We start from the raw sequence: 20,377 nt of genomic DNA, 5'->3' as shown, positions 1-20,377 counted from the left end.
GGCTCCGCAGACCGGAGAACCCGATGGAAACCACACAGATAACAGACGCACCTCCCCCCGTACCGCAACCCACCGAGGCCGAGCAGAAGCGCGCGGCCCGTGGCGCCACCCGACCCGGTGACCGGATCTTCCTCGGTCTCTCCCGAGGGTCGGGCATCCTGCTGCTGGTGATCATGGCCGCGATCGCGGGCTTCCTCGCCTACCGCGCCTCGATCGCGATCAGCAAGGACGACGCCAACTTCTTCACCGCGTTCGAGTGGAACACCCAGCTCGTCCCGCCGAAGTTCGGCATCGCCGTCCTCGTCTTCGGCACGGTCGTCTCCTCGGTCATCGCCATGGCCATCGCGGTCCCGATCGCCGTCGCCATCGCGCTGTTCCTCACGCACTACGCCCCGCGCCGACTGCGCGGCCCGATCGCCTACGTGATCGACCTGCTCGCCGCCGTCCCGTCCATCGTGTACGGCCTCTGGGGCGCCCTCATCCTCGTCCCGCACATGAACGGCCTCTACGGCTGGCTCAACGACTACCTCGGCTGGACCGGCATCTTCTCCTGGCAGGGCGGTGCGCCCCGCTCGATGCTCACCGTCGGCATCCTGCTCGCGATCATGATCCTGCCGATCATCACCAACGTGAGCCGCGAGGTCTTCCGCCAGGTCCCGCAGATGCACGAGGAGGCGGCCCTGGCGCTCGGCGCCACCCGCTGGGAGGTCGTCCGCATGTCGGTCATCCCCTTCGGCCGCTCCGGCGTGATCTCCGCCTCGATGCTCGGCCTCGGCCGCGCACTCGGCGAGACGATGGCCGTGGCCACCGTGCTCTCGCCGACCTTCGACATCCAGGCCAGCCTGCTCGACCCGGGCGGCGGCACCTTCGCCCAGAACATCGCCAGCAAGTTCGGTGAGGCCAGCGAGACCGGCCGGGACGCGCTGATCGCCTCCGGTCTGGTCCTGTTCGTCATCACCCTGCTGGTCAACGGCGCGGCGCGCATGATCATCGCCCGCCGCAAGGAGTACTCGGGGGCCAACGCATGAGCACCGCAAGCGCCGAGAAGCGCCCCAGCACCCTGCGCGGCGCGAGCCTGCCCAGGTGGAGCCCGTACGCCATCGCCGCCGGCTCCGTCGCCCTCGGCCTCGGCATCAGCGCGGCCGCCGGCCTGGACAGCAGCATCCAGTGGGCCCTGATCGCCGCGGTCCTGTTCGTCGTGGGGACGTACGGCATCGCCGCCCGCGTGGAGGGCCGCCGCCAGGCCAAGGACCGGATCGCGACCGCGCTGGTCTGGGTCGCCTTCCTGCTCGCCCTCATCCCGCTGATCTCCCTGGTGTGGTCGACGGTCTCGCGGGGTGTGAAGGTCCTCGACATCTTCTTCCTGACCCACTCGATGGGCCTGGTCGCCGACTCCGAGCCGGGCGGCGGTATCTACCACGCCATCCTCGGCAGCCTGGAGCAGGTCGGCCTCGCCACGGTGATGGCGGCGCCGATCGGTGTGCTGACCGCCGTCTACCTGGTGGAGTACGGGCGCGGCAAGCTCTCCAAGGCCGTCACCTTCTTCGTCGACGTCATGACGGGCATCCCGTCGATCGTCGCGGGCCTGTTCATCCTCAGCATCATGCTGATGTTCGACATGGAGCCGTTCGGCTTCGCCGGCTCGCTCGCCCTGGCGATCCTGATGATGCCGGTCGTCGTCCGTTCCACGGAGGAGATGCTCAAGCTCGTCCCGAACGAGCTGCGCGAGGCGTCCCTGGCGCTCGGCATCCCGAAGTGGCGCACGATCCTGAAGGTGGTCCTGCCGACGTCGATCGGCGGCATCACGACCGGCGTCATGCTGGCCATCGCCCGTATCGCCGGAGAGACCGCGCCGGTCCTGCTCCTGGTCTGGGGCAACTCGCTCATCAACGCCAACCCCTTCGAGGGTGCGCAGCAGTCGCTTCCGCTGTACATCTATCAGCAGTACGCGAACAGCGCGGGCGCCGGTGCGGCGTACGACCGTGCGTGGGCGGCGTCGCTCACGCTGATCGCCTTCGTGATGATCCTCAACCTGGTGGCTCGCGGCATCGCCCGCTGGAAGGCCCCGAAGACCGGTCGCTGACGCGACCTCCTCAGCGACTGATCTGGAAGTGAAGTAGTCATGGCCAAGCGAATCGACGTGAGTGGGCTCACCGCCTACTACGGCTCCCACAAGGCGATCGAAGACATCTCGATGACGGTCGAGCCGCGCTCGGTGACGGCCTTCATCGGCCCCTCCGGCTGCGGCAAGTCGACGTTCCTGCGCACGCTCAACCGGATGCACGAGGTCACCTCGGGCGGCCGGGTCGAGGGCAAGGTGCTCCTCGACGACGAGGACCTGTACGGCCAGGGCATCGACCCGGTGTCCGTGCGCCGCGAGGTCGGCATGGTCTTCCAGCGCCCGAACCCGTTCCCCACGATGTCGATCTTCGACAACGTGGCGGCGGGCCTGCGCCTGAACGGCTCGTACAAGAAGTCCGAGCTGGCGGACGTCGTCGAGAAGTCCCTCAAGGGCGCGAACCTCTGGAACGAGGTCAAGGACCGTCTGAACAAGCCGGGTTCCGGTCTCTCCGGTGGTCAGCAGCAGCGTCTGTGCATCGCCCGCGCGATCGCCGTGGAGCCCAAGGTCCTCCTCATGGACGAGCCCTGCTCGGCCCTGGACCCGATCTCCACCCTCGCCATCGAGGACCTGATCGGTGAGCTGAAGGAGCTCTTCACGATCGTCATCGTGACGCACAACATGCAGCAGGCGGCGCGCGTCTCCGACCGCACGGCCTTCTTCAACCTGGCCGCGGTGGGCCAGCCCGGCAGGCTGATCGAGATCGACGAGACGGAGCGGATCTTCTCCAACCCGTCGGTCCAGGCCACCGAGGACTACATCTCCGGCCGCTTCGGCTGAGCCGAGGCCGCCGTACGAAGACCCCTCGCGGTGCTGCATGGCGGTGCCACCGTGAGGCCACAGAGGGCCCGCCCCCGGTTACGGGGGCGGGCCCTCTGACATGGGCGGCCGCCGCGGAAGCGGTCGCATCAGCGGCGGACAGGTTCTTCAAGAGTTCTTCATCATCGCCTTCCTACGATCGGCCTGCCCGCCGCTGACCGCGGTCGGGTCCGACAGGAACGGGGAGAACCGATGAGGACGAATCGGGTACTGCTGGCCGCCGCGGCCTCGGTCGCGGCGCTCACGCTGGCCGGGTGCGGCGGCGGCGACGGCGGGCCGAAGGTTCCCACGGCCGGGGGCGGTACGGCCCGGGCGTCCGGTACGGCGAGCACGCAGTCCGGCGGGGACGACGACATGGCCGCGTACGTCGAGGCACAGCGCGCCTATGTGACGTGCCTGCGGGACAACGGCATCGACGCACCGGACCCGGACGCCAGGGGGAACGTCGTCTTCGGGGACGACGACCTGCTCGCCCTGAAGAAGGACGCGAAGTTCAGGGCGGCCACCGGGAAGTGCGCCGAGCACCAGATCGCCGTCCCCGAGAGCGTCGAGAACGGCAACCAGCCCTCCCTGTCCGCCGAGCAGATCAAGGTGAAACGCGCGTACGCCACGTGCATGCAGGACAACGGCGCCGCCGACTTCCCCGACCCCGGCCCCGACGGCCTCGGACAGGGCGAGTGGGACCAGAGCTCCGCCTCCGCGAAGAGGGCCATCCGGATCTGCGGGCCGATCGTCGGCGTCCCGGCCGGTTCCGGCCCGGGCAAGGGCTGATCATGACGGAGACGGTGCCGCAGATCGACACCGCCGGGACGGCTGCCGCGCCGGCACCGGGCGTACGGCGTCGGCGTACGGTCCTGCTCGTCTCGGCCCTGGTGCTGGTGGCCGCGGTCTCCGTGGTCGCCGCGCTGGGGCTCGGGGGCGACGACGAGGAGCCCGGCGCACCGGCCAGGACCGGGTCGCTCGTCCCGGTCACCCGGCTCACCCTGACCGAACGAACCTCCGTGGACGGCGAGTTGGGATACGGCACGGAGATACCGCTGCCGGTCAAGGCGACCGGCACGGTGACCTGGCTGCCCGGGACGGGGGCGTCGGCCGAGCGCGGTGACGTGCTGCTGCGCGTGGACGACCGGCCGGTGCTCCTGCTGTACGGGAGCCTGCCCATGTACCGGGACCTGGGACCGGGATCCGGCGCCCCGCAGGAGACGGGGACGGAGCAGGAGACGGGGACGGAGCAGGGGACGGGTGGCGGCACCGAGGGCGGGAAGGCCGCCCCGAGCGAAGGTCCGTCGGCCCCGGCCACCGCGGCCCCGGCGCTCACCGGCATGGATGTCCTGCAGTTCGAGACCAATCTGTCCGCGCTCGGCTACTCCGGGTTCACCGTGGACGAGACCTTCACCGACGCCACGGCGGCGGCGGTCAAGCGCTGGCAGAAGGCGCTCGGCGAGCCGCGGACCGGCACGGTCGGCATCGGGGACGTCGTCTACTCCGCCGGCCGGGTCCGCATCGGCCACCCGGGCGTCCGGCTCGGCGGGGCGGTCGGCGAGAACACCCTGTCGTACACCGGCTCGACGCGGAAGGTTGTCGTCAACGCCTCGATGTCGGACGCGAGTTGGGCCGTACGGGGCACGGCCGTCACGGTTCGGCTGCCGGACGGTACGTCGGTGGGGGGCGAGGTGGCCTCCGTGGGCAAGGAGGCGACCGCGCCCGAAGGGGACTCCGGCGAGGGGGCGGCGAGCGTGCCGGTGACCGTCACGATGAAGGACCAGAAGGCCCTGGGCCGCTTGGAGAGCGGACCCGTCACCGTCGAGTACGTGGGGCGGGAGGCCAGGCGGGTGCTGACGGTTCCGGTGGCCGCGCTGGTCGCCCTCGCGGAGGGCGGGCACGGCCTGGAGACCGCGGACGGAGCCTTCGTCACCGTGCGGACCGGGCTGTTCGCGGACGGCAGGGTGCAGGTGAGCGGTTCCGCGGTCCGCGAGGGCCTCAAGGTGAGGATCCCGCAGTGAGCGGCACATCTGCGACCGTCGTGGAGTTCGACGCGGTCTCCATGACCTATCCGGGCGGGGTGACGGCACTGTGTGACGTGAGCCTGCGCATCGGGCGCGGAGAACTGGTCGGTGTGGTGGGCCCGTCGGGCTCGGGCAAGTCCAGCATGCTCCACCTCATGGGCAGCCTCGACCGGCCGTCGGCGGGGCGCGTCCTGATCGACGGACACGACGTGGCACGCCTGTCCGACCGGGAGGTCTCGGCGCTACGGGCCACCCGGATCGGCTTCGTCTTCCAGCAGTTCCATCTGGCGGTCGGCGTCCCGGTACTGGACTCGGTCGCCGACGGCCTGCTCTACGCGGGCGTCCCCCTCCGCCGTCGGCGCACACTGGCCGCCGCCGCGCTGGCCCGGGTGGGTCTGAGCCACCGGATCCGGCATCTGCCGCACCAGCTCTCCGGCGGGGAACGGCAGCGGGTCGCGGTCGCCCGTGCCGTGGTCGGCGAGCCGTCGGTACTGCTGGCGGACGAGCCGACCGGCAATCTCGACTCCGCCTCCGGGGCGGCCGTACTGCGCCTGCTGCGGGACCTGCACGCCGCCGGCACCACCGTCGTGATCATCACGCACGACCGTGAGATCGCCGCCGGGCTGCCCCGCCGACTGGAGATGCGTGACGGCCGGCTGATCGCGGACACCGCACAGAACACGACGATCGGAGCGGCCCGGTGAGCGACCGTATGCCCGACACTCCCGGCGGCCGCCCCCGCCCAGGACTGCGCGCATCGCGGCTGCGGCCCGCCGACGTCGTCCGGCTCGGCAGCACCGGCCTGCGGACCCGGCCCCTGCGTGTCTTCCTCTCCGCCCTCGGCATCGCGATCGGCGTCGCCGCGATGATCGCGGTGGTCGGCATCTCAGGCTCCGGGCAGGCCGAGGTGGACCAGCGGCTGGACGTCCTCGGCACCAATCTGCTGCGGGTGGCCCCCGGTGAGTCCCTGACCGGTGAGGACGCGGAGCTGCCGGTGGAGGCCGTGTCGATGATCCGGCGTGTCCCGCCGGTCGAGGAGGTCGCGGCGACCGGTGCGGTCGACGCCGGGGTCTACCGCAACGAACGCATCGCGGTCGGCCACACGGGTTCGCTGGAGGTCCTCGCGGCCGGCACCGGACTGCTGCCCGCCGTCGGCGGTGAGGTCCGCGGGGGCCGCTGGCTGGACTCGGCCACCGAGGACTACCCGGCGGTCGTCCTCGGCGCCACGGCCGCCCGGCGGCTCGACGTGTACACCCCCGGCGTCCGGCTGTGGATCGGCGGGCGGTGGTTCTCGCTGATCGGCGTCCTCGACCCGGTGCCGCTGGCCCCGGAACTCGACGGTGCCGCCCTGGTCGGATGGCCGGCCGCCCGCACGTACCTGGGCTTCGACGGCCATCCGTCCACCGTCTACGTCCGCGCCGCGGACCGTCAGGTCGCAGAGGTGCGCGCGGTGCTGGCGGCCACGGCCTACCCCGAAAGGCCGGGCGAGGTACGGGTGTCGAGGCCCTCGGACGCGCTCGCCGCCCGCGAGGCCACCGAGTCGACGCTGACCGGGCTGCTGCTAGGCCTCGGCGGTGTCGCCCTGCTCGTCGGCGGCGTCGGGGTGGGCAACACCATGGTGATCTCGGTGCTGGAACGCCGTCCGGAGATCGGCCTGCGGCGGGCGCTCGGGGCGACCGGCGGCCAGATCCGGACCCAGTTCGTGACGGAGTCGCTGCTGCTGTCGCTCGTCGGCGGTCTCGGCGGAACCTTGCTGGGCACGCTGATCACCTCGGGATACGCCGTCAGCCGGGGCTGGCCGACGGTGGTGCCGGCGTGGGCCGGTGTGGCCGGTCTCGCCTCGACGCTGGTCATCGGGGTGCTCGCCGGACTGTATCCGGCGGTCCGGGCCAGCCGGCTGTCGCCGACGGTGGCACTGTCCGGGACGTGAGAAGGGGCGGTCCCGCGCGGTGCCGGACCGCCCCCTGACATTCTCTGCATCGACAGGGACGCCGCCATGAACGGCCCGACTGCGAGGAAAAGATGAGCTTCCGGCTCCGGATTCTCGGCCTGCTCATGCTGGTCGCGCTGACCGCCACCGCTGCCACCGCCTGGCTGACCCTGCGTCAGGCGAACCGCCAGATCGAGGAGACGGTCACGGCGGGCCGGCAGGAGATGTCCAGGATCACCGGTGAACTGCGTGCGTACGGATTCACCCACGGCACCTGGGACGGGCTCTCCCCGACCGTGGCCGAGCTCGCGAAGGACACCGGACAGCGCGTCCGGGTCGCCACGGAGACCGACCTGCTGCTCGCCGACTCCGACGCCCTCGCCGGCCGTACCCCCCGCGCACCGAGCAGCCAGCCCGCCGTCCTGGTCGACGCCCGCCCCGTACTGAGGTTCCCGGCGGACAAGGCACGGCTGATGTCGATGAAACGGACGGTCAGGGCCATCGCCGACTACCGTGCCGCGGTGGCCCTCGCGGCCTGTCTGACCCGGGCCGACGCCCAGGTGACGGCCCGCCCGGACGCCGTCGGCGTGCCCCTGATCAGCGCCGACCGCCGGGTCCCGCAGTGCCCGCGGCCCGAGCAGGGCGTCGACCCGAGCACGGGACAGGACTACGACGCGGTCCGCCGGTGCGCGTCCGAGCAGCACTTCGGTGCCTGTCTGCAACGGGTCTTCAACGAGCGGGTCGCAGCCGCCGCCCCGCCCCGCCTGGAGATCCGGTTGGGCGTCCGGGACGAGTCCGCGCCGACCCTGGCCGTCACACCCACCGCAGCCGTCGCCGCCTCCGTCGCGCTCTCGGTCATCCTCGGCGCCCTCCTCCTGAACCGGGCCGTGCTGCGCCCCGTCCGTGCCATGACCCTCGCGGCGCGGGACCTGGGCGAGGGCGACCTGGGGCGCCGGGTCCCCGTGTCCGGGCGGGACGAGATCGCGCAGCTCGGCGGCGCCTTCAACCACATGGCCGACTCCCTGCAGGCCGGCGAGAGGCGCCAGCGTCGGCTCACCGGCGACATCGCGCACGAGCTGCGCACCCCGCTGGCCAATCTGCGCGGCTATCTGGAGGCACTGCGGGACGGGGTCGTCGAGCCGACCCCCGAACTGCTTGCCTCCCTGCACGAGGAGGCGCTGCTGCAGCAGCGGATCGTGGACGACCTGCAGGATCTCGCCCTGGCGGAGGCCGGAGCGCTCACCTACCACCTGACCGAGGTCGACCTGCGTGAGCTCCTGGAGGCCGGCCTCAGGGCCCATCGCGCCGGGGCCGAGACGGCGGGCGTCGCCCTCGAACTGGCGGCACCGGGGCCGGTGACCGTGGTCGCGGACCCGGACCGGCTGCGCCAGGTCGTCGGCAACCTCGTCGGCAACGCGCTGCGGGCCACCGCGGCCGGCGGCACCGTCACTCTGGCCGCGGCCTCCCGGGGCGACATGGCCGTCGTGGAGGTACGGGACACCGGCACGGGGATAGCGGCCGAGGATCTGCCGCACCTCTTCGACCGCTTCTGGCGGGCGGACGCCGCACGGGGCCGGACGACCGGCGGCAGCGGTCTGGGACTGTCCATCGCCCGCCAGATCGTCACCGATCACCGGGGGACGATCGAGGCGCGCAGTGCGGTCGGTGCCGGCACGACGTTCACCATCGTGCTGCCCAGGGCGCCGCGGGGCGGCGGGAGTTCAGGAGGGTGCTGAGTCCGGGGTGTCCGTGACGCGGTAGCCCCGGCCGTACACCGTCTCCAGCAGGTGGGGCCGGCCCGGGCCCGCCAGCTTGCGGCGCAGGTTCATCACATGGGCGTCGACGGTCCGTTCCAGGACGTCCCTGTCGAAGCCGAAGACCTGCTCGATGATCTGTCTGCGGGTGAAGACGCGCCCGGGCTCACGGGCCAGGGCCTCCAGGACGGCGAACTCCTTCGCGGTCAGCGCCACCGGCTGTCCCGCCACCCGTACCTCGAAGCGGGCCGTGTCCACTTCCATCACGCCGACCCGCAGCACGGTGGGCTCCGGTGTGCCGCCCGACTTCTTCGACCGGCGCAGCAGTGCCCGCACCCGGGCGGTCAGTTCGCGGGGACTGTAGGGCTTGGTGAGGTAGTCGTCGGCGCCCAGGTCGAGCCCGAGGAGCATGTCCTCCTCGGTGGTGCGGGCGGTGAGCAGCAGGATCGGGACGTCCGACTCGGTGCGCAGGATGCGGCACACGTCGAGCCCGTCCACCAGCGGCAGCATGACGTCGAGGACGACGAGGTCCGGCCGTACCGAGCGGGCCCGGTCGAGTGCGGCGCGGCCGTCGGCCACGACCTGCACCGCGTTGCCCTCCCTCTCCAGATAGATCCGGATGAGTCGGGACTGCTTCTCGTCGTCCTCGGCGACCAGTATCCGTGCGCTCATCGTTCCCCCCCCCCAGCGAAGTCCGGCGCGTTCCAGGACCGTAGTACCTAGAGGAACAGCAGGTGCACGATCCCGTAGGAGGAGGCGGCCACGATCGCCGCTGCCGGCATCGTGATGAACCAGCCGAGGATGATGTTCTTGGCGACGCCCCAGCGGACCGCGTTCACGCGCTTGGTGGCGCCGACGCCCATGATCGCCGAGGTGATGACGTGCGTCGTCGAGACCGGCGCCTTGAACAGGTACGCGGTGGTGAACATGATCGCCGCGCCCGTCGTCTCCGCGGCGAAGCCCTGTGGGGGATCGAGCTCGATGATCTTCCGGCCCAGCGTGCGCATGATGCGCCAGCCGCCCGCGTACGTGCCCAGCGACAGCATCACCGCGCAGATGATCTTCACCCACACCGGGATCGGGTCGCCGTACGTCTGGTGCCCGGAGATCACCAGGGCCATCACCACGACACCCATGGTCTTCTGGGCGTCCTGGAGACCGTGGCCGAGGGCCATGCCGGCCGCGGACACGGTCTGCGCGATCCGGAAGCCCCGCTTGGCCTTGTGCGGATTGGCCCGCCGGAAGATCCACATGATCGCGGTCATCACCAGGTAGCCGGCGATCAGGCCGACGACCGGCGAGATGAACATCGGGATGACGACCTTGTCGACCACGCCGTGCCAGATCACGCCGGTGCCGCCCGCGAGCGCGGCTCCCACCATGCCGCCGAACAGTGCGTGCGAGGACGAGGAGGGCAGCCCGAAGTACCAGGTGACGAGGTTCCACACGATCGCGCCGACCAGCGCCGCGAACAGGATCCCCATCCCCTTCGAGCCCTGCGGTGTCTCGATCAGGCCCTCACTGACCGTCTTCGCGACCCCGGAGCCGAAGAAGGCTCCTGCCAGGTTCATGACCGCCGCCATCGCGAGCGCGGCCCGTGGTGTGAGCGCCCGCGTCGACACCGAGGTCGCGATCGCGTTCGCGGAGTCGTGGAAGCCGTTGGTGTACGTGAAGAAGAGCGCGACCAGAACGGTCACGACCAGAGCGAAGGTGTCCATGGAAGGGCTCAGGACTCCTTGACTGCGATGGTCTCCACCGTGTTCGCCACGTGCTCGAACGCGTCCGCGGCCTCTTCCAGGACGTCCACGATCTGCTTGAGCTTGAGCACCTCGATGGCCTCGTACTTGCCGTTGAAGAGCATGGCGAGCAGCTTGCGGTGGATCTGGTCCGCCTGGTTCTCCAGCCGGTTGACCTCGATCCAGTACTCGGTGAGGTTGTCCATGGTCCGCAGGTTCGGCATGGCCTCGGCGGTCAGCTCGGCCGCCCGCGCCAGCACCTCGATCTGCTGCTCGACGCCCTTGGGGAGTTCCTCGACGTTGTAGAGGACGACCAGGTCGACGGCCTCCTCCATGAAGTCCATGATGTCGTCGAGGGAGGACGCCAGGTTGTAGATGTCCTCGCGGTCGAACGGCGTGATGAACGAGGAGTTCAGCTGGTGGAAGATCGCGTGCGTGGCATCGTCACCGGCGTGTTCCGCGGCCCGCATACGCTCTGCGATCTCGGCCCGGCCGGCGGTGTCCGCCCCGAGCAGTTCCATGAGGAGCTTCGAGCCCGTGACGATGTTGTCCGCGGAGGCGGCGAACATGTCGTAGAAACTCGTCTCCCTGGGGGTCAGACGAAAGCGCACAAGGGGTCCTCGGGGTGCATCGGTTTCGGTCAGGCTGATGCTAAGTGCATCATCCGGCCACGGCTAATGGGCCGTCCCCCAGTGTCGCCCATCAGGCAGAGTGATCCGTACGGGGGCGTACCAAGGGCCCTATACCCAGCAAAGTTCGGTACGATATACCCGGTAGGGGTATTGATCTGGAGGATGCGATGACGACGACCGAGGCCGGCGCCACAGCGCCCTCCGAGACAGTGGCCGAAAACACCACACACGGCTACCACAAGCAGAAGGACGAACACCTCAAGCGCCTGCGCCGGATCGAGGGCCAGATCAGGGGCCTGCAGCGGATGGTCGACGAGGACGTCTACTGCATCGACATACTCACGCAGGTCTCCGCGTCCACCAAGGCCCTGCAGTCCTTCGCCCTCCAGCTCCTGGAGGAACACCTGCGGCACTGCGTCGCGGACGCGGCCGTCAAGGGCGGCACCGAGATCGACGCGAAGGTCGAGGAAGCCACGAAGGCGATCGGCCGCCTGCTGCGCACCTGATCAGGATCCGCCCACGACGGGACGTGCGCCCCCGGCTCATTCGCCGGGGGCGTCCGCGCGTTCCTCGGCCACTTTCAGCACCTCGTCGATGCTCTGCAGGCTCAGCCGGTCGTGCGCGGCCGACGCCGCGATGATCAGCTCTCCGCACAGTTCGATCTCGGCGAGGGCCACGTGGTCCTGAACCGCCGTACCGCCGACCGGAGCCACGCGCATCACCTCTTCTCTGCCGTCACCGGCTTCCTAGAGTAGGGAGCGGCCCGCACACCGCGCATGGCACGGACGGGCTAGTCCTTGACGCCCGTCACGGCTGCTCACTCCCGGCGCCCTGGGCGATCTCCCCGGCGTAGATGTCCCGTCCGGCCGGCAGCCGTACGTCTGTGGCGGCCCCGAAGTCGTACAGCAGCGTCGTCGAGGCGACCGCGACGGTGCCCTTGCGCTGCCCGTTGAGGAAGCTGAACCGGTGCCGGAGCTTGCGGATGCGGCCCTCGTCGTCCAGGTAGACGTCGAAGGGCACCGTGGCCGTGGCGAACCCCCGCGACGCCGCCGCCAGGGCGGCCCTGTTCGCGCCGGAGGCGCCCCTCGCCGCGGCGGCGAGGTCCGCGGTGCCCCGGTAGTGCCGCACCGCGGTCCCCGCGAGCTGCGTCGCCCCGACGTACGTCGCCGTCCGCGTCCCGCGCAGCACCTCGGCGGCGGTGAGCGGATCGGTGGCCCCGCCGGTGACGAGGTTGCCGTCGGAGAGGGTCGCGGTGTCGACCCGCACCCACTTGTCGGCGGGCACACCGGCGCCCCGGTTCTTCATGAACAGGGCGCCCGGGGTGAGGAGTTCGGTGATCGGCCGGTGCTCGCTGGTGCCGGCCGGGTCCTGCGGCAGCATCACCCGCAACCGTCCCAGCCGCGCACGGTAGTCGTACACACCCTCGCCGCGGATGGTGACGCGGGTCCCGCCGGTGGCCATCTCCATCGATGTGCTGGCCTTCGAACTGCCCGCGTCCACCAGGGTGTCGGCGGCCCGGCGCAGGGCCTTGACCGGGTCGGCCGCGGGCGCGCCGCCCAGGGTGGCGCCACCGCCCGAACAGCCGCTCGTGCAGGCACCGGCCGCGAGCACCGCCGTGACGAGCGCCGCACCGGCCCGCCTGTGCTGCCGCTCCGCCATCGCCGCCCACCCCCATTCGGGACGTCCGCCACGGACTCCCTGTCGTTGCCGTTAACGACGGGTGGGCGGGGGCCGTCACGCGCAGACCGCCGCCGCTGTCGCAGGCGGCCGATTGGCACGGCACCCGAGGTGGGTAACGTTGTCGGTGTGGCACAGCAGGACAGGATTCCCCCACCTCCTCCCGACCGACCGGACCACCACACGCAGATGGTCGAACAAGGCCGTTTCTGCCTGGCCCGGTGCACCTGCGGCTGGCGCGGACCGGCACGAAGAGCCCGCAGCCTGGCGCGTGCGGACGCGTCGGGGCACGCACAGGGCTGAGCAGCCCGCGGGAGCGCTACGTGGGTTCGAACACCCGCACAAGGAGCTCGTCGACCAGCATCCTGTCGCGGGGCTGGGTCAGGCGGTTCCTGGCAGCCGCCGGCGGGAGCCAGAGGATGCGGTCGACCTCGTCGTTCGGGGTGAAGTCGCCTCCGGTGGCCTCGGCCGCCCAGTAACGGACCTCCTTGGGGCGGCCGTTGGCGAAGTACTTCACCATGGACAGCGGGGTGCCGGGCGCGGCCCGGTGCCCCGTCTCCTCCTCGACCTCGCGCAGAGCGGCGACGAGGGCGTCCTCACCGCGCTTCAGCTTGCCTTTCGGATGCGACCAGTCGTCGTACCTCGGCCGGTGCACCAGGCAGATCTCCGGGGCGCCGTCGGCCGGGGAGTGGCGCCACAGGACGCAGCCGGCTGCCTGGACGGGGGTCTCCGGGGTGTCGGTCATCGGGGGCGCTGCCTCCTTCAGGAGTTGACCGCCTGTTTCTGCCAGCACTGCTGGAACGCGAAGCGGGCCGCCTCCACCTCGTGGCGTTGGTCGGCGTGCAGGACACCGAGGGCGTAGGCGGTCGCCGGGGCGATACGGGGGGTGCGGGCGGCCGCTGCCGCCGCTGCCGCTGCCTCCGAGGCGTCCCGGTGACGGTCCAGGCACGGGCCCGCGGTGTGGAGCCGCAGGTCCACCGGCGGGCCGTCGCCGGCCAGGACCTCGCGTGCGTAGCGGTGCAGGCGCAGGAGGAGGCGGACCTGGTGCCAGGGGGCGTCCTGGGGATGCGGGGAGGGGTCCGGGGAGAGGCCGTGGATGAGGGCCTCGGCGTTGTAGGGGTGGCCCGCGGTGACGAGGGGGAGGGCGGTCACGGCGACCTCCAGGCGCTCCTGGGCCGCGGCGGCGTAGGGGTGCAGGCCGGTCGTGGGGGCCGCTTTCGTCAGCGGGACCTCGCTGGCGAGTACGGCGATGTGGTCGGCGACCGCGTGGAAGCGGCTGGACCCCAGGGCCTGCAGGCCCGTCGAGTGGGCCCGGGTGCGGGCGAGGGTCAGCTGGCGGTCCAGGAGGGCGCCCGCCTTGGCCGCGCCCACGGTGAGGTTGCCGCGGTCCGGGGCCGGTGCGGTGCGGGCCGATCCACTCGGCACGGCGGCCGTCGGCTGCGTCGGGAACACCGCCCCTGACAGTCTGTGCAGTGCCAGCAACAATCGCTCCAGGCGGGACTCGTACGCGTGCTCCATGCCCAACGTCCCGGACAGCCAGGCCAGTTCGGGGCGCAGGGACTCCGACCAGTCGGTGTCCAGGAGGGGGCGGAAGGTGTGGAGGCTGGCGCTGACGCGGCGGACCGAGCGGCGCAGGGCCCGGGCTGCGTCGACGTGTTCCTCCACGCCCGCCGCCGCACCGCCCGACTCGCGGTGCTGGCGCAGTGCGCGGAGGAACTCCGTGGCCTGGGACCGCAGATACGCCGCCAGGGCGTCGCCGGTCACCTGCCGGACGTGCCCGGACAGGGGATCCGTCGGTTCAAGGTGTTGCTGTGCCACGCCGGCGCCTCCGGGCGTCTATGAGCATCTCCTGGACGTTGCGCAGGGGCCCGCCGTCCGCATCCGTGGCGTGCCGGATCCACTCGCCGTCCGGGCCGAGGTGCCAGGACGCCGTGGTGTCGGACATGCCGGTCTCCAGCAGCCGGTTGAGGGACGCCCGGTGGGCCGGGTCCGTCACCCGCACCAGCGCCTCGATACGGCGGTCGAGGTTGCGGTGCATCATGTCGGCGCTGCCGAACCACACCTCGGGCTCGCCGCCGTTGCCGAAGGCGAACACCCGGGAGTGTTCGAGGAACCGGCCGAGGATCGAGCGGACCCGGATGTTCTCGGACAAGCCGGTGACGCCCGGGCGGATCGCGCAGATGCCGCGCACCCAGACGTCGACCGGCACGCCCGCCTGGGACGCGCGGTAGAGGGAGTCGATGAGCGCCTCGTCCACCAGCGAGTTGACCTTGATGCGGATGAAGGCCGGACGTCCTGCGCGGTGGTGCTGGACTTCCTTGTTCACACGTGAAATGAGGCCGTCGCGAAGGGACTTGGGTGCCACCAGCAGGCGGCGGTAGGTCTCGCGGCGGGAGTAGCCGGACAGCCGGTTGAACAGGTCGGACAGGTCCGCGCCCACCTGCGGGTCGGCGGTGAGCAGGCCGAGGTCCTCGTAGAGCCGAGCCGTCTTGGGGTGGTAGTTGCCGGTGCCGACGTGGCAGTACCGCCGTAGCGTGTCGCCTTCCTGACGGACCACCAGGGACAGCTTGCAGTGGGTCTTCAGGCCGACGAGGCCGTAGACGACATGGCAGCCCGCCTCCTCCAGTTTGCGCGCCCACTTGATGTTGGCGTGCTCGTCGAAGCGGGCCTTGATCTCGACCAGGACGAGGACCTGCTTGCCGGCCTCGGCGGCGTCGATGAGGGCGTCGACTATGGGGGAGTCGCCCGAGGTGCGGTACAGGGTCTGCTTGATGGCGAGGACGTCGTCGTCCTCGGCCGCCTGCTGGAGGAAGGCCTGGACCGACGTCGAGAAGGAGTCGTAGGGGTGGTGCAGCAGTACGTCCCGGGCGCGCAGGGCGGCGAAGATGTCCGGCGAGGACGCCGACTCGACCTCGGCCAGGTCGCGGTGGACGCCGGCCACGAACTTGCGGTACTTCAGCTCGGGCCGGTCGAGGGAGGCGATCCGGAAGAGGCCCGTGAGGTCCAGGGGGCCGGGCAGCGGGTAGACCTCCGCCTCGGAGATCTTCAGCTCGCGCACCAGCAGGTCGAGCACCTCGCGGTCGATGGACTCCTCGACCTCCAGACGCACCGGGGGGCCGAAACGGCGCCGCATGAGCTCCCGCTCCAGGGCCTGGAGGAGGTTCTCGGCGTCGTCCTCCTCGACCTCCAGGTCCTCGTTGCGGGTGACCCGGAAGGTGTGGTGCTCCAGGACCTCCATGCCCGGGAACAGCTCCTCCAGGTGGGCGCCGATGACGTCCTCGATGGGGACGTAGCGGCCGGGGGAGGACTCCAGGAAGCGGGACAGCAGCGGCGGGACCTTGACCCGGGCGAAGTGGCGCTTGCCGTTGACCGGGTTGCGCACGATCACGGCCAGGTTCAGGGACAGGCCGGAGATGTACGGGAAGGGGTGCGCCGGGTCGACCGCGAGGGGGGTCAGGACCGGGAAGATCTGGTGCCGGAACAGGGTGAAGAGGCGGGCCTGCTCCTTCTCCTGGAGTTCGTTCCAGCGGACCAGGTGGACGCCCTCCTCGGCCAGGGCCGGGGCGATGTCCTCGTGGTAGCAGGCGGCGTGCCGGGCCATCAGCTCGCGGGAGCGGGCCCAGATCATCTCCAGCACCTCGCGCGGCTGGAGGCCGGAGGCGGAGCGGGTGGCGACGCCGGTGGCGATACGGCGCTTCAGTCCCGCCACCCGGACCATGAAGAACTCGTCGAGGTTGCTGGCGAAGATCGCGAGGAAGTTCGCGCGCTCCAGGAGCGGGGTGTTCGGGTCCTCTGCGAGTTCGAGTACGCGTTCGTTGAACGCGAGCCAGCTGCGTTCCCGGTCGAGGAAACGACCCTGCGGGAGCTGGGCGGCACCGTCGACGGGGATCTCCTCGTACGCGTCGAGATCGGCGTCGAGATCGGGTTCGAGATCGGAGACGGTGGCCGACACGGTGTGCGGGCGGTGCGCGGCTATGGAGCCCACGGAGGGCTGTACGTGCTGGACCTCTGCCTGGGTGTTCGACTGGCTCATGGCCCCATTCTTCCGCGCCACGAGCGAAAGGGGCGCGTCGGACAGCGCGAGTGGGAGCACGGCGGCGACCGGGGCGTCCCCGTTCCCCGCGGACCCCTCGGGCGGCGGGGAGGGTTCTGGCACGGCGGGCTTCATTGGCTGAGCCTCGCAAGCCTGTCTGAACCAGCGGTTACGGCGACATGGCGTGCGGGATATCGGGGGACGGCTCCCGGGCGCCTGCGTGTGTGGGCGGTGCGCTCTTTGAGTGCGGGTTCGGTGGGGGCGGGCGTTTTTTGCGCAGTTCCCCGCGCCCCTTTGCGCCTGCGGCGATCCGCTGCGGGTGCGGTGGGTGGGTCGGGGCCGGGGGGGGGGTGTCCGTCCTCGGTCCGGCGGCTCGGCTGCCATGACAGTGCTCGGTGACGGACGCCGGCCGCTGCGGGCGGGCACCCCCCACCCCGTCCCCTTCGCGCCGTACGCGTCCTACGGCCCACCGTGGCGGAGGCCGTCCCCGCCGGGTCAAGCGGTGCGGCGGCGTAGGAGCCAGAAGGCTGTCGTGGTGGCGAGGGTGGTGATCGTGAGGAGGATGCCGGTTTCCACCAGGTGCATCGGCCAGAACTGGGACGGGGAGTGGTAGGTGCCGTCGCGGGTCGGCCACAGGTCGGTGGAGGGCTTGGCGTCGCTCACCGTGGGCCACAGGTCCTCGCGGTGCCGTGCGATGAACTGGTTCAGCACGATCATCGTGGCGACCGCGACCCCGAGGGCCGGCAGGGACCGTCCCAGGAGCAGCGCGGCGAGCGTGCCGACGGCCAGGGCGCACAGGCCGTACGCCACCACGGCCGGGCCACGCGTGGCGAACGCGTCGGAGAAGAACCAGGTGTCGCCCATCAGGTCACGGTGCGCCGACCAGGCCCAGCGGTGGACGGGGACGAACACCGCGCCGCCGAGGACGATCAGCAGGGCCGGTACGGCGAGCTTGACGGCCAGCCAGCGGGTGGGCGTGACGTCCTGTGTCCAGGCCAGCCCTGCGGTGCCGGACTCCAGTTCACGGCCGATCAGCGAGCCGCCCGCCCACGCGGCGACGGCCCAGAAGCTGTAGTAGAAGAAGGTGCTGATCCAGCCCATGCCCGTGCTGTAGGTGTACGCGGAGCCGAGCCCGCAGGCCTCGCTCCTGGGACAGGCGGCCAGTGTTGTGTGCGCCGACTTGGCGGTCACCTCGGTCAGCCACACCAGGTAGCCGACGCAGCCGAGGACGAAGGCGGCCCACACGATCAGGGCCGACCGGTGCAGGCGCAGCACGGTCCACGGGAGCCCCCTGAGCCCTCGCGGGGACCGGGTCGACGCGGTGGCCCCTACGGCGACGGCGGTCATACGGCGGTCGCCCGCCTGTGCAGCACGGCGAACGCGAGGGCGACGGCCGCGGCGGTGAGGGCGAGCAGGATGCCGGTCTCCAGGAGCTGGCGGGGCCAGTAGTCGGGGGAGGGCAGGTACTCGCGGGTGAAGCGGACGATGTCGTGCTTCGCGAGGCAGTTCTTGTTCGTGTAGCACCCCGGGTCGCTGATCCGGGCTCCGGTGGAGGTGATCGCGTGGCTGCTGGAGTTCAGTTCCGGCTGCTGGTAGCGGCCCTGGAAGGGCCAGTGGTTGCCGCGGAAGGCGTAGACGAGGAAGTACGCGAACCCGCTGAAGGCGAGCGCGGGCAGGGTGCGGCGCACGGCGAGGCCGATGAGCGCGCCGAGGGCGAGGCCGAGCAGCGGGGCGGCGACGGTGGCCGGGCCGAGGGAGAAGTACAGGGAGCGCGGGCCGATCCCGGCGATCAGCAGGTTGCCGTGGGCGGACCAGAGCTGCCGGTACAGCAGGGTCAGCAGACCGGTGCCCACGACGACGAAGGCGGCCGGCACGGCGAGCTTGGCGGTGAGCCAGCGGGCCGGGGTGACGGACTGGGTCCAGGCCAACTGTGCGGTGCCGGACTCCAGTTCGCGGGCGATCAGCGGGCCGCCGGCGAACAGGGCGATGGCGAAGGAGGCCAGGGTGATCAGGGTGTCGGGGTCGTAGAAGAGGTCGTTGTACGCGCCCGAGGTGAAGTAGAGGAGCGTGCCCGAGGTGTAGGCGGCCTCCATGACCCCGCCGGAGTAGCCGAGAGTCTCCAGCTTCTGCGCGGTGGCGTCGGCGCCGGGGCCGGTCAGCCACAGCAGGAGGCCCGCGGTGAACGCCACGAAGGCGAGCCAGATCCACAGGGCGGTGCGGTGCAGGCGCAGGACGGTCCGGACGAGACCGGGGGTCGCGTGCCGCACCGCGGGAGCGGGGGCCTTTTCGAGGGTGGAGACGCTCATGCGGTCACCGCCTCGGGGGTCAGGGTGGTGCTGGGGGTGAGCAGGGCGGGGGCCTCGGGGGCCCGGAGGTGGGCGAGCAGCAGTTCCTCCAGGGAGGGTGTCTGGGTCGCCCAGCCCTCGCCGACCGGGCCGTCGCGGCGGATCAGCGCGGTCAGGCCGCGGCCGGCCGTACGGGACTCGATGACGGTGTGCCCGGCCCGGGTGAGGTCGGCGGGGGTGCCGCGGCCGGTGACCAGGGTGTGTGCGGTGAGCAGGTCGTCGATGCCGCCGCCGAGCCGGACCCGGCCGTCGCCCAGGAACAGCAGGTGGTCGCAGGCGTCGGCGAGTTCCGCGACGATGTGCGAGGACATGAGGACGGTGGTGCCGCGGTCGGCGGCGTCCGCCATCAGGGTTCCCATGAGTTCGTGCCGGGCGAGCGGGTCGAGGTCGGCCATCGGCTCGTCGAGGAGCATCAGGTCGGGTCCCTTGCCGAGGGCGAGGGCGAGCGCGACGCGGGTGCGCTGGCCGCCGGAGAGCCCGCGGATCCGGGACGCCGGGTCGAGGTCGCCCTGCTCGACGATCCGGGCGGCGCGGGCGGCGTTCCAGCGGACCGGGTTGAGCTCGGCGCCCATGCGCAGGGTCTCGGCGATGGTCAGCTGGGGGTACAGCGGTTTGTTCTGGGCGAGGTAGGCGATCCGGTCGCGGGCGTTGCCGGGTGCCCCGCCGAGGACGGCGAGGGTGCCGGCGGTGGGCCGCAGCAGACCGGCCGCTATCGCGAGGAGGGTGGACTTTCCGGCGCCGTTGGGGCCGACGAGCGCGCTGATGCGGCCTGCGGGGAGCCGGAAGGAGCAGCCGTCGAGGGCGGCTCCCTTCCTGCCGTACCGCTTGCCCAGGCCGGACGCCTCCAGGGCGGCGGCCGGGATGGTGCTGGTGGAACTCACTGGTCCCCCTTCGGGAAGTGCTCGTCGAGTACGGCGGTGAAGAACGCGTCGACGTCCTCGCGCCCGAGGCCCGCGGACCGGGCCCGCTTGGCCCAGTCGTCGAGTTCGGTGCGCAGCGGGGTGTCGGCGCTGTGGGCGCCGAGCGTTCTGCGGACGAAGGTGCCGAGGCCGCGCCGGGCCTCCACCAGGCCCTCCCGCTCCAGTTCGCGGTACGCCTTGAGCACGGTGTTCGGGTTGATGGCGGTGGCCTCCACGACCTCACGGGCCGTGGGGAGCTTGTCCCCGGGTTCGAGCAGGCCCAGCCGTAGGGCCTGCTTGGTCTGCTGGACGATCTGCATGTAGGTGGCGACGCCGGAGCGCCGGTCGATGCGGTACTCGACCACGCGGACAACCACCCTTTCACTAATTGAGTAGTGAAAGGGTGGTGCAAGGATGGTCGGAAAGT

At 71.4% G+C, this 20,377-nt stretch carries 21 protein-coding genes; 9 read left to right on the top strand and 12 right to left on the bottom strand.

The window, feature by feature from the left end:
• The first annotated feature begins 23 nt into the window (after window positions 1–23).
• The 8 genes from pstC to OHT57_RS23620 all read left to right on the top strand — a co-directional run bounded on the left by pstC (window position 24) and on the right by OHT57_RS23620 (window position 8,610).
• Complete coding sequence (gene pstC, locus OHT57_RS23655; protein WP_328748494.1) at window positions 24–1,028, top strand: phosphate ABC transporter permease subunit PstC; 1,005 nt, start codon at window positions 24–26, stop codon at window positions 1,026–1,028.
• Complete coding sequence (gene pstA, locus OHT57_RS23650; protein ID WP_328748493.1) at window positions 1,025–2,083, top strand: phosphate ABC transporter permease PstA; 1,059 nt, start codon at window positions 1,025–1,027, stop codon at window positions 2,081–2,083. The genes pstC and pstA overlap by 4 nt, the downstream gene beginning before the upstream one ends.
• A gap of 39 nt (window positions 2,084–2,122) precedes the next feature.
• Entirely contained in the window at window positions 2,123–2,899 is a 777-nt protein-coding gene (gene pstB, locus OHT57_RS23645; RefSeq protein WP_328748491.1) for a phosphate ABC transporter ATP-binding protein PstB, read from the top strand.
• 231 nt (window positions 2,900–3,130) lie between these two features.
• A complete protein-coding gene (locus OHT57_RS23640; RefSeq protein ID WP_328748490.1) occupies window positions 3,131–3,709 on the top strand; it encodes a hypothetical protein in 579 nt (192 codons plus the stop codon).
• Between the two features lie 2 nt (window positions 3,710–3,711).
• Window positions 3,712–4,941 carry a peptidoglycan-binding protein gene (locus tag OHT57_RS23635; RefSeq protein ID WP_328748489.1) on the top strand — a complete coding sequence of 410 codons (1,230 nt, stop codon included), beginning with the start codon at window positions 3,712–3,714 and terminating at the stop codon, window positions 4,939–4,941.
• A 41-nt stretch (window positions 4,942–4,982) separates the two neighbouring features.
• Window positions 4,983–5,648 (top strand): ABC transporter ATP-binding protein, encoded by a 666-nt coding sequence (locus OHT57_RS23630; RefSeq protein WP_328753302.1) that lies wholly within the window; start codon window positions 4,983–4,985, stop codon window positions 5,646–5,648.
• Between the two features lie 8 nt (window positions 5,649–5,656).
• Window positions 5,657–6,874, top strand: a complete 1,218-nt coding sequence (locus OHT57_RS23625; RefSeq protein WP_328753300.1) for an ABC transporter permease — start codon at window positions 5,657–5,659, stop codon at window positions 6,872–6,874.
• Between the two features lie 92 nt (window positions 6,875–6,966).
• Window positions 6,967–8,610: a sensor histidine kinase gene (locus tag OHT57_RS23620; protein WP_328748488.1), complete on the top strand. Its 1,644-nt coding sequence runs from the start codon at window positions 6,967–6,969 to the stop codon at window positions 8,608–8,610.
• Here OHT57_RS23620 and OHT57_RS23615 read toward each other — a convergent pair.
• Genes OHT57_RS23615 through OHT57_RS23605 form a run of 3 tightly spaced genes read right to left on the bottom strand, consistent with a single transcriptional unit; the run spans window position 8,596 to window position 10,975 of the window.
• Window positions 8,596–9,300, bottom strand: coding sequence for a response regulator transcription factor (locus OHT57_RS23615; protein WP_328748487.1), 705 nt, complete (start codon window positions 9,298–9,300; stop codon window positions 8,596–8,598). The two genes, OHT57_RS23620 and OHT57_RS23615, sit on opposite strands and share 15 nt — an antisense overlap.
• Window positions 9,301–9,347: 47 nt before the next feature.
• Window positions 9,348–10,346 (bottom strand): inorganic phosphate transporter, encoded by a 999-nt coding sequence (locus OHT57_RS23610; protein WP_328748486.1) that lies wholly within the window; start codon window positions 10,344–10,346, stop codon window positions 9,348–9,350.
• 8 nt (window positions 10,347–10,354) lie between these two features.
• Window positions 10,355–10,975 (bottom strand): DUF47 domain-containing protein, encoded by a 621-nt coding sequence (locus OHT57_RS23605; RefSeq protein WP_030043659.1) that lies wholly within the window; start codon window positions 10,973–10,975, stop codon window positions 10,355–10,357.
• A gap of 188 nt (window positions 10,976–11,163) precedes the next feature.
• Here OHT57_RS23605 and OHT57_RS23600 point away from each other — a divergent pair, with 188 nt between their 5' ends.
• A complete protein-coding gene (locus tag OHT57_RS23600) occupies window positions 11,164–11,502 on the top strand; it encodes a metal-sensitive transcriptional regulator (RefSeq protein ID WP_328748485.1) in 339 nt (112 codons plus the stop codon).
• Between the two features lie 36 nt (window positions 11,503–11,538).
• Here the strand turns inward: OHT57_RS23600 and OHT57_RS23595 are convergent, their stop codons facing one another.
• The 9 genes from OHT57_RS23595 to OHT57_RS23555 all read right to left on the bottom strand — a co-directional run bounded on the left by OHT57_RS23595 (window position 11,539) and on the right by OHT57_RS23555 (window position 20,315).
• Window positions 11,539–11,715 (bottom strand): hypothetical protein, encoded by a 177-nt coding sequence (locus OHT57_RS23595; protein WP_328748484.1) that lies wholly within the window; start codon window positions 11,713–11,715, stop codon window positions 11,539–11,541.
• Window positions 11,716–11,803: 88 nt separating this feature from the next.
• Window positions 11,804–12,655, bottom strand: coding sequence for a hypothetical protein (locus tag OHT57_RS23590; protein WP_328748483.1), 852 nt, complete (start codon window positions 12,653–12,655; stop codon window positions 11,804–11,806).
• Between the two features lie 337 nt (window positions 12,656–12,992).
• Window positions 12,993–13,418 carry an NUDIX hydrolase gene (locus OHT57_RS23585; RefSeq protein ID WP_328748482.1) on the bottom strand — a complete coding sequence of 142 codons (426 nt, stop codon included), beginning with the start codon at window positions 13,416–13,418 and terminating at the stop codon, window positions 12,993–12,995.
• A gap of 17 nt (window positions 13,419–13,435) precedes the next feature.
• Complete coding sequence (locus OHT57_RS23580; protein WP_328748481.1) at window positions 13,436–14,491, bottom strand: CHAD domain-containing protein; 1,056 nt, start codon at window positions 14,489–14,491, stop codon at window positions 13,436–13,438.
• The gene (locus tag OHT57_RS23575) at window positions 14,472–16,706 is read right to left on the bottom strand and encodes an RNA degradosome polyphosphate kinase (RefSeq protein ID WP_328748480.1); all 2,235 of its coding nucleotides are present in this window, start codon (window positions 16,704–16,706) and stop codon (window positions 14,472–14,474) included. Before OHT57_RS23575 ends, OHT57_RS23580 begins: the two co-directional genes overlap by 20 nt.
• Before the next feature lie 495 nt (window positions 16,707–17,201).
• Window positions 17,202–18,053 carry a hypothetical protein gene (locus tag OHT57_RS23570; RefSeq protein WP_328748479.1) on the bottom strand — a complete coding sequence of 284 codons (852 nt, stop codon included), beginning with the start codon at window positions 18,051–18,053 and terminating at the stop codon, window positions 17,202–17,204.
• A complete protein-coding gene (locus OHT57_RS23565) occupies window positions 18,050–19,012 on the bottom strand; it encodes a hypothetical protein (protein ID WP_328748478.1) in 963 nt (320 codons plus the stop codon). Before OHT57_RS23565 ends, OHT57_RS23570 begins: the two co-directional genes overlap by 4 nt.
• Window positions 19,009–19,932: an ABC transporter ATP-binding protein gene (locus OHT57_RS23560; RefSeq protein WP_328748477.1), complete on the bottom strand. Its 924-nt coding sequence runs from the start codon at window positions 19,930–19,932 to the stop codon at window positions 19,009–19,011. The genes OHT57_RS23565 and OHT57_RS23560 overlap by 4 nt, the downstream gene beginning before the upstream one ends.
• The gene (locus OHT57_RS23555) at window positions 19,929–20,315 is read right to left on the bottom strand and encodes a GntR family transcriptional regulator (protein ID WP_328748476.1); all 387 of its coding nucleotides are present in this window, start codon (window positions 20,313–20,315) and stop codon (window positions 19,929–19,931) included. The genes OHT57_RS23560 and OHT57_RS23555 overlap by 4 nt, the downstream gene beginning before the upstream one ends.
• Window positions 20,316–20,377 lie beyond the last annotated feature (62 nt).

The organism is Streptomyces sp. NBC_00285, assembly GCF_036174265.1.
Taxonomy (GTDB): domain Bacteria; phylum Actinomycetota; class Actinomycetes; order Streptomycetales; family Streptomycetaceae; genus Streptomyces.
The sequence above is the reverse complement of the archived record's forward strand: the minus strand, read 5'-3'. Positions and strand labels throughout refer to the sequence as shown.

Excerpts from the sequence above, each read along its gene's own strand:
- OHT57_RS23620 (WP_328748488.1), top strand. The coding sequence starts at position 6,967 with ATGAGCTTCCGGCTCCGGATTCTCGGCCTGCTCATGCTGGTCGCGCTG.
- pstA (WP_328748493.1), top strand. The coding sequence starts at position 1,025 with ATGAGCACCGCAAGCGCCGAGAAGCGCCCCAGCACCCTGCGCGGCGCG.
- OHT57_RS23590 (WP_328748483.1), bottom strand. The coding sequence starts at position 12,655 with ATGGCGGAGCGGCAGCACAGGCGGGCCGGTGCGGCGCTCGTCACGGCG.
- OHT57_RS23615 (WP_328748487.1), bottom strand. The coding sequence starts at position 9,300 with ATGAGCGCACGGATACTGGTCGCCGAGGACGACGAGAAGCAGTCCCGA.
- pstC (WP_328748494.1), top strand. The coding sequence starts at position 24 with ATGGAAACCACACAGATAACAGACGCACCTCCCCCCGTACCGCAACCC.
- pstB (WP_328748491.1), top strand. The coding sequence starts at position 2,123 with ATGGCCAAGCGAATCGACGTGAGTGGGCTCACCGCCTACTACGGCTCC.
- OHT57_RS23565 (WP_328748478.1), bottom strand. The coding sequence starts at position 19,012 with ATGAGCGTCTCCACCCTCGAAAAGGCCCCCGCTCCCGCGGTGCGGCAC.
- OHT57_RS23640 (WP_328748490.1), top strand. The coding sequence starts at position 3,131 with ATGAGGACGAATCGGGTACTGCTGGCCGCCGCGGCCTCGGTCGCGGCG.
- OHT57_RS23625 (WP_328753300.1), top strand. The coding sequence starts at position 5,657 with ATGCCCGACACTCCCGGCGGCCGCCCCCGCCCAGGACTGCGCGCATCG.
- OHT57_RS23585 (WP_328748482.1), bottom strand. The coding sequence starts at position 13,418 with ATGACCGACACCCCGGAGACCCCCGTCCAGGCAGCCGGCTGCGTCCTG.
- OHT57_RS23595 (WP_328748484.1), bottom strand. The coding sequence starts at position 11,715 with ATGCGCGTGGCTCCGGTCGGCGGTACGGCGGTTCAGGACCACGTGGCC.
- OHT57_RS23575 (WP_328748480.1), bottom strand. The coding sequence starts at position 16,706 with ATGAGCCAGTCGAACACCCAGGCAGAGGTCCAGCACGTACAGCCCTCC.
- OHT57_RS23600 (WP_328748485.1), top strand. The coding sequence starts at position 11,164 with ATGACGACGACCGAGGCCGGCGCCACAGCGCCCTCCGAGACAGTGGCC.
- OHT57_RS23610 (WP_328748486.1), bottom strand. The coding sequence starts at position 10,346 with ATGGACACCTTCGCTCTGGTCGTGACCGTTCTGGTCGCGCTCTTCTTC.
- OHT57_RS23570 (WP_328748479.1), bottom strand. The coding sequence starts at position 18,053 with ATGACCGCCGTCGCCGTAGGGGCCACCGCGTCGACCCGGTCCCCGCGA.
- OHT57_RS23630 (WP_328753302.1), top strand. The coding sequence starts at position 4,983 with ATGACCTATCCGGGCGGGGTGACGGCACTGTGTGACGTGAGCCTGCGC.
- OHT57_RS23635 (WP_328748489.1), top strand. The coding sequence starts at position 3,712 with ATGACGGAGACGGTGCCGCAGATCGACACCGCCGGGACGGCTGCCGCG.